Here is a 6471-nt window from a genome sequence, read left to right as displayed (position 1 = left end):
ATCAGGTTGATAGGTCTGAGGTGGAAGCGTGGTGACACGTGGAGCTGACAGATACTAATAGATCGAGGACTTAACCTATATTCTAATGTGAAGCATGAACATTGTTATCTAGTTTTGAGAGAACATTCTCTCCATCAGGTTTGGTGGCGATAGCGAAGAGGTCACACCCGTTCCCATACCGAACACGGAAGTTAAGCTCTTCAGCGCCGATGGTAGTTGGGGGTCTCCCCCTGTGAGAGTAGGACGCCGCCAAGCTTTTCTAAGGATCAGTTCCATACGGAACAGGTCTTTTTTGTGTTTTTGAGAGGTTTGACACCATATAAATGTGGAAATAATATTCTTAGTTGAGCGATTATCTTGAAAAATCGATCGAAAAAATTTATAGTAAGGTTAAAGTCAAATATAGTCAAAGTCAATGGAGGAGGAGGCGGAGTGGCACAAAATATTTCTGATATCATCGAGCAGTATTTGAAGGAAGTCTTGGATCAGAATGGTCGAGAAATATTAGAAATTAAGCGCAATGAAATTGCAGATAAGTTTCAATGCGTACCTTCACAAATTAACTATGTTATCAATACACGCTTTACGAGCGAGAGAGGCTATATCGTTGAAAGTAAGCGTGGCGGCGGTGGCTATATCCGCATCATTAAAGTCAAAATGAATGATGAAGTCGACTTATTGAACAACATTATTTCCCAAATATATCATCGTTTATCACAGGCTGCCTCTGATCATATCATCATGCGTCTTGTAGAAAATAACATTTTATCTGAAAGAGAAGCTAAGATGATGATCAGTGTCATGGACCGTTCTGTTTTGCACATTGATTTACCTGAACGAGATGAATTGCGGGCTCGGATGATGAAAGCGATGTTAAATGCTTTGAAATTAAAGTAAAGCGGGTGAAAAGATTGATTTGTCAAGAATGCAATGAGAGACCAGCCACTTTTCACTTTACGAAAGTTATAAATGGAGAAAAACAAGAAATGCACATATGTGAACAATGTGCAAAAGAAAACAGTGATTCATATGCTATGAGTGGAAACCAAGGTTTCTCGATTCACAACTTATTATCAGGTTTATTGAATATTGATCCTAGCTTTACCACAAGTGCTAATAAGGGATCTTCTATTTTTCAAGAAGCGAGAGAAGTGGATCAATGTCCTAAGTGTGGCTTAACCTTTCAACAATTCAGAAAAACAGGCCGTTTTGGCTGTGCAGAATGCTATCGTTCATTTGATCAGTATCTGAACCCTGTTTTACGGAAAGTCCATAGTGGAAATACAGTCCATAATGGAAAAGTGCCTAAACGGATTGCCGGCAGTCTTCATGTCCGCCGGAAACTTGAGATGATGCAGCAAGAGCTGAAACAGTTAATTGAACAAGAAGAGTTCGAAAAGGCAGCGGAAGTTCGAGATCAAATTCGTGCATTAGAGCATGAACAATCTCAGCAGAGGGAGGGAGATTAACAACATGTCGCTCCAGCATTTTATTCAAGACGCTTTAAGTCAATGGATGAAACAAAAAGGACCAGAAAGTGACATTGTTCTAAGCAGTCGAATCCGGCTAGCACGCAACCTAGAGCATGTTCGTTTCCCAACTCAGTTTTCTCAAGAAGAGGCTGAAGCTGTCCTCCAGCAATTCGAGCAAAAGTTTGCTAGCCAGGAAGTGAAGGACATCGGAAACTTTGTTCTGATTCGTATGAATGAAACGCAGCCTTTAGCAAAGAGAGTACTTGTTGAAAAGCATTTGATCAGCCCAAACTTAGCAGAATCAAGATTTGGCGGTTGTTTGCTTTCTGAAAATGAGGAAATCAGTGTGATGCTGAATGAAGAAGACCATATTCGAATCCAATGCTTATTCCCAGGTTTCCAACTAGCCAATGCATTAAAAGCGGCTAATCAGATAGATGACTGGATTGAAGAGCAAGTGGATTATGCGTTTTCTGAAAAGCGGGGATACTTAACAAGCTGTCCAACTAATGTAGGTACAGGTATTAGGGCATCGGTCATGATGCATTTACCAGCTTTAGCCCTCACAAGACAAATGAATCGAATTATTCCGGCCATTAATCAATTAGGTCTTGTAGTCAGAGGAATTTATGGTGAAGGTAGCGAAGCAATAGGGAACATCTTTCAAATTTCAAATCAAATGACACTTGGTCAATCAGAAGAAGATATTGTAGACGACTTAAATAGTGTGACCGCTCAGCTCATTGAACAAGAGCGATCTGCACGAAAGGCGTTATATCAAACATCTCAAATTGAACTTGAGGACAGAGTGTACCGTTCCTTAGGGATATTGTCCAATTGTCGTATGATTGAATCAAAGGAAACAGCAAAGTGTTTGTCAGATGTGCGCCTTGGAATTGATTTAGGTATCATTAAGGGGCTTTCAAGTAATATACTGAATGAACTCATGATTTTGACTCAGCCAGGCTTTCTTCAACAGTACTCAGGAGGAGCTTTGGAGCCAAATGAACGAGATATAAAACGAGCAGCGATTATTAGAGAAAGGCTGCGTTTAGAAATGCATAGGAATGGACAGGAGGATGAAACGATATGATGTTTGGAAGATTCACTGAAAGAGCTCAAAAGGTATTAGCACTTGCACAAGAAGAAGCCATTCGCCTAGGCCATAAGAACATTGGTACTGAGCACATTTTACTTGGTCTAGTACGTGAGGGTGAGGGCATCGCCGCAAAAGCGTTAGAAGCACTGGGCCTTGTTTCAGATAAAATCCAAAAAGAAGTCGAAAGCTTGATTGGAAGAGGGCAAGAGGTGTCTCAAGCTATTCCTCATTATACGCCTAGAGCGAAGAAGGTCACTGAGCTTTCAATGGATGAAGCAAGAAAGCTAGGTCATTCCTATGTAGGGACAGAACATATTCTATTAGGTCTTATTCGCGAGGGAGAGGGTGTAGCTGCCCGCGTTTTAAATAACCTCGGAGTGAGCTTAAATAAAGCACGTCAGCAAGTTCTGCAGCTGCTTGGCAGCAATGAAACAGGTGCATCTGCCGCTGGCTCTAACAGCAATGCAAATACACCAACATTAGATAGCTTGGCAAGGGATTTAACAGCTATTGCGAAAGAAGACAGTTTGGACCCTGTCATTGGACGAAGCAAAGAAATTCAGCGTGTCATTGAGGTCCTAAGCAGAAGAACAAAAAATAACCCTGTGCTGATTGGTGAGCCTGGTGTTGGTAAAACAGCCATCGCTGAAGGTCTTGCGCAGCAAATTATTCATAATGAAGTGCCTGAAATCCTGCGCGATAAACGAGTGATGACACTTGATATGGGAACCGTTGTAGCGGGAACGAAATATCGTGGTGAATTTGAGGATCGTTTGAAAAAAGTCATGGACGAAATTCGTCAGGCAGGAAATATCATTCTCTTCATTGATGAGCTTCATACACTCATTGGTGCTGGTGGAGCAGAGGGTGCGATTGACGCATCTAATATTCTCAAACCATCCTTAGCACGTGGAGAGCTTCAATGTATCGGGGCGACAACGTTAGATGAGTACCGTAAATATATTGAAAAGGATGCTGCGCTTGAACGACGTTTCCAGCCAATTCAAGTGGATCAGCCATCTGTTGATGAAAGTATTCAAATCTTAAGAGGACTTAGAGATCGTTATGAGGCACATCACCGTGTGTCCATTACGGATGAAGCGATTGAGGCGGCGGTGAAGCTGTCTGACCGTTATATTTCTGATCGTTTCCTTCCAGATAAGGCGATTGATTTAATTGATGAGGCAGGTTCGAAAGTCCGCTTACGTTCTTTCACAACACCGCCTAACCTAAAAGAACTAGAGCAAAAGCTCGATGAAGTACGCAAGGAAAAGGATGCTGCTGTTCAAAGTCAGGAATTTGAAAAAGCAGCTTCTCTTCGCGATACGGAACAGCGTTTGCGTGAAAAAGTAGAAGTCACAAAGAAATCTTGGAAAGAAAAGCAAGGACAGGAGAATTCAGAGGTATCAGTGGATGATATCGCAATGGTTGTCTCTAGCTGGACGGGAGTGCCTGTTTCAAAAATTGCACAAACAGAAACAGATAAGCTTCTCAATATGGAACAATTGCTCCATTCTCGTGTGATCGGGCAGGATGAAGCGGTTGTCGCTGTAGCAAAAGCTGTGAGACGTGCGCGTGCTGGCCTAAAAGATCCAAAACGTCCAATCGGCTCCTTTATCTTCTTAGGCCCAACAGGGGTTGGTAAAACGGAGCTTGCAAGAGCACTCGCAGAGTCTATTTTCGGTGATGAAGAAGCGATGATCCGTATTGATATGTCTGAATACATGGAAAAACACTCTACATCTAGACTTGTTGGGTCACCTCCAGGCTATGTTGGCTATGAAGAAGGCGGTCAACTGACTGAAAAAGTGAGAAGAAAACCTTATTCTGTTGTGCTTTTAGACGAGATTGAAAAGGCACATCCAGATGTATTCAACATTTTGCTACAAGTGTTAGAAGATGGCCGTCTGACTGATTCTAAAGGGCGTACCGTTGACTTTAGAAATACGATTTTGATCATGACATCCAACGTTGGAGCTAGTGAATTGAAGCGAAATAAATATGTTGGCTTTAATGTGCAGGATGAAGGACAAAATTACAAGGATATGAAAGGCAAAGTGATGGGCGAGTTGAAGCGTGCATTTAGACCAGAATTCATCAACCGTATTGATGAAATCATTGTCTTCCATTCACTTGAAAAGAAACATCTAAAAGAGATCGTGTCTCTCATGTCTGATCAATTGACGAAACGATTAAAAGAACAAGACCTTTCAATCGAATTGACGGAAGCAGCAAAAGCGAAGATTGCCGACGAAGGTGTAGATCTTGAGTACGGTGCGCGCCCGTTAAGAAGAGCGATTCAAAAGCATGTGGAGGATCGACTTTCTGAGGAGCTTCTGAAGGGTAATATTGAAAAAGGTCAACATATCGTATTAGATGTGGAAGATGGAGAAATTGTCGTAAAAACGACGGCTGCTACGAACTAATATAGTAAGAAAAAAGTGTGAGGCATACCAGTAAAGTGTATGCCTCCCTTTACTTATTTTCTGATCAGTATAAGGAGTTGTATTCTTCAATCTATGGCTAAGACAAAATCAAAATTTATATGCCAATCGTGCGGTTATGAGTCAGCCAAATGGATGGGGAAATGTCCAGGCTGCGGCACGTGGAACAGTATGACAGAAGAGGTCGTTCGCAAAGAGCCGGCAAACCGTCGAAGCGCTTTTAATCATTCTGTTCAAACCATTCAAAAACCTTCACCTATATCTGCAATTGAAACATCAGATGAACCCCGAATCAAAACGAATTTAGAAGAATTTAACCGAGTATTAGGAAGTGGAATTGTCAAAGGCTCTCTTGTTCTCATTGGCGGAGATCCTGGGATTGGGAAGTCCACATTATTATTACAAGTATCAGCACAGCTCTCAGACAAAAATCAGAATGTATTATACATATCTGGTGAGGAGTCCATTAAACAAACGAAGCTAAGAGCGGACCGCCTCGGCATAAAAAGCACCTCTTTACATGTTTTGGCTGAAACCGATATGGAGTATATAACGTCTGCTATACAAGAGATGAAACCCGCTTTTGTCGTGGTGGATTCGATTCAAACCGTTTATCAAAGCGATATTACGTCAGCTCCTGGGTCTGTATCTCAAGTGAGAGAATGTACAGCACAGCTGATGAAAATTGCCAAGACAAATGGTATTCCAATATTTATCGTTGGTCACGTGACCAAAGAAGGCTCGATCGCAGGTCCACGCCTTTTAGAGCATATGGTGGACACGGTTCTTTATTTTGAAGGCGAGCGTCATCATACGTTTCGTATCTTACGTGCGGTGAAAAACCGATTTGGCTCGACGAATGAACTAGGGATTTTTGAAATGAGAGAGGAAGGACTCACGGAAGTATTAAACCCATCCGAAATTTTCTTAGAAGAACGTTCGGCAGGTGTATCTGGATCGTGTGTTGTTGCCTCAATGGAAGGAACAAGACCTGTTCTTGTCGAGATACAAGCATTAATTTCACCGACAAGCTTTGGAAATCCACGGAGAATGGCTACAGGCCTTGATCATAATCGTGTGTCATTGCTCATGGCGGTTTTAGAAAAACGTGTCGGACTGCTGCTGCAAAACCAAGATGCGTATTTAAAGGTCGCAGGCGGTGTGAAGCTTGACGAACCGGCGATTGACTTGGCCATTGCCGTCAGTATTGCTTCAAGCTTTAAAGACGCAGCGCCGCATCAAGCGGATTGCTTTATAGGAGAGGTCGGTCTGACGGGAGAAGTCAGAAGAGTATCAAGAATTGAACAGCGTGTGCAGGAAGCTGCGAAACTAGGATTTAAGCGAATGTTTATTCCTCAGGCGAATATAGATGGATGGAAAAAGCCGAGAGGGATTGAGTTAGTCGGTGTAGAAAATGTAGCGGAGGCACTTCGAATTTCACTAGGGGGATCATAGA

Annotated in this window: 5 protein-coding genes and 1 rRNA gene; all 6 read left to right on the top strand. The window is 42.3% G+C overall.

The features are described from left to right. Positions 1–139 precede the first annotated feature (139 nt). A 5S ribosomal RNA gene (gene rrf / locus C6Y07_RS18310) occupies positions 140–255 on the top strand. Positions 256–432: 177 nt separating this feature from the next. After that, positions 433–897, top strand: coding sequence for a CtsR family transcriptional regulator (locus C6Y07_RS18305; protein WP_003217184.1), 465 nt, complete (start codon positions 433–435; stop codon positions 895–897). Positions 898–911: 14 nt separating this feature from the next. Continuing rightward, positions 912–1469 carry a protein-arginine kinase activator protein McsA gene (mcsA, locus tag C6Y07_RS18300; protein WP_066031441.1) on the top strand — a complete coding sequence of 186 codons (558 nt, stop codon included), beginning with the start codon at positions 912–914 and terminating at the stop codon, positions 1467–1469. 4 nt (positions 1470–1473) lie between these two features. Further along, on the top strand, positions 1474–2565 hold the full coding sequence (mcsB, locus tag C6Y07_RS18295) for a protein-arginine kinase McsB (RefSeq protein WP_034665652.1): 1092 nt from the start codon (positions 1474–1476) through the stop codon (positions 2563–2565). Next, positions 2562–4997: an ATP-dependent protease ATP-binding subunit ClpC gene (gene clpC / locus C6Y07_RS18290; protein ID WP_034665649.1), complete on the top strand. Its 2436-nt coding sequence runs from the start codon at positions 2562–2564 to the stop codon at positions 4995–4997. The genes mcsB and clpC overlap by 4 nt, the downstream gene beginning before the upstream one ends. 93 nt (positions 4998–5090) lie before the next feature. Then, complete coding sequence (radA, locus tag C6Y07_RS18285; RefSeq protein ID WP_034620767.1) at positions 5091–6470, top strand: DNA repair protein RadA; 1380 nt, start codon at positions 5091–5093, stop codon at positions 6468–6470. The last annotated feature ends 1 nt before the right edge of the window (position 6471 follow it).

The sequence above is a fragment of the Bacillus sp. LNXM12-1 genome (assembly GCF_003004375.1).
Lineage (GTDB): Bacteria > Bacillota > Bacilli > Bacillales > Bacillaceae > Bacillus.
The sequence above is the reverse complement of the archived record's forward strand: the minus strand, read 5'-3'. Positions and strand labels throughout refer to the sequence as shown.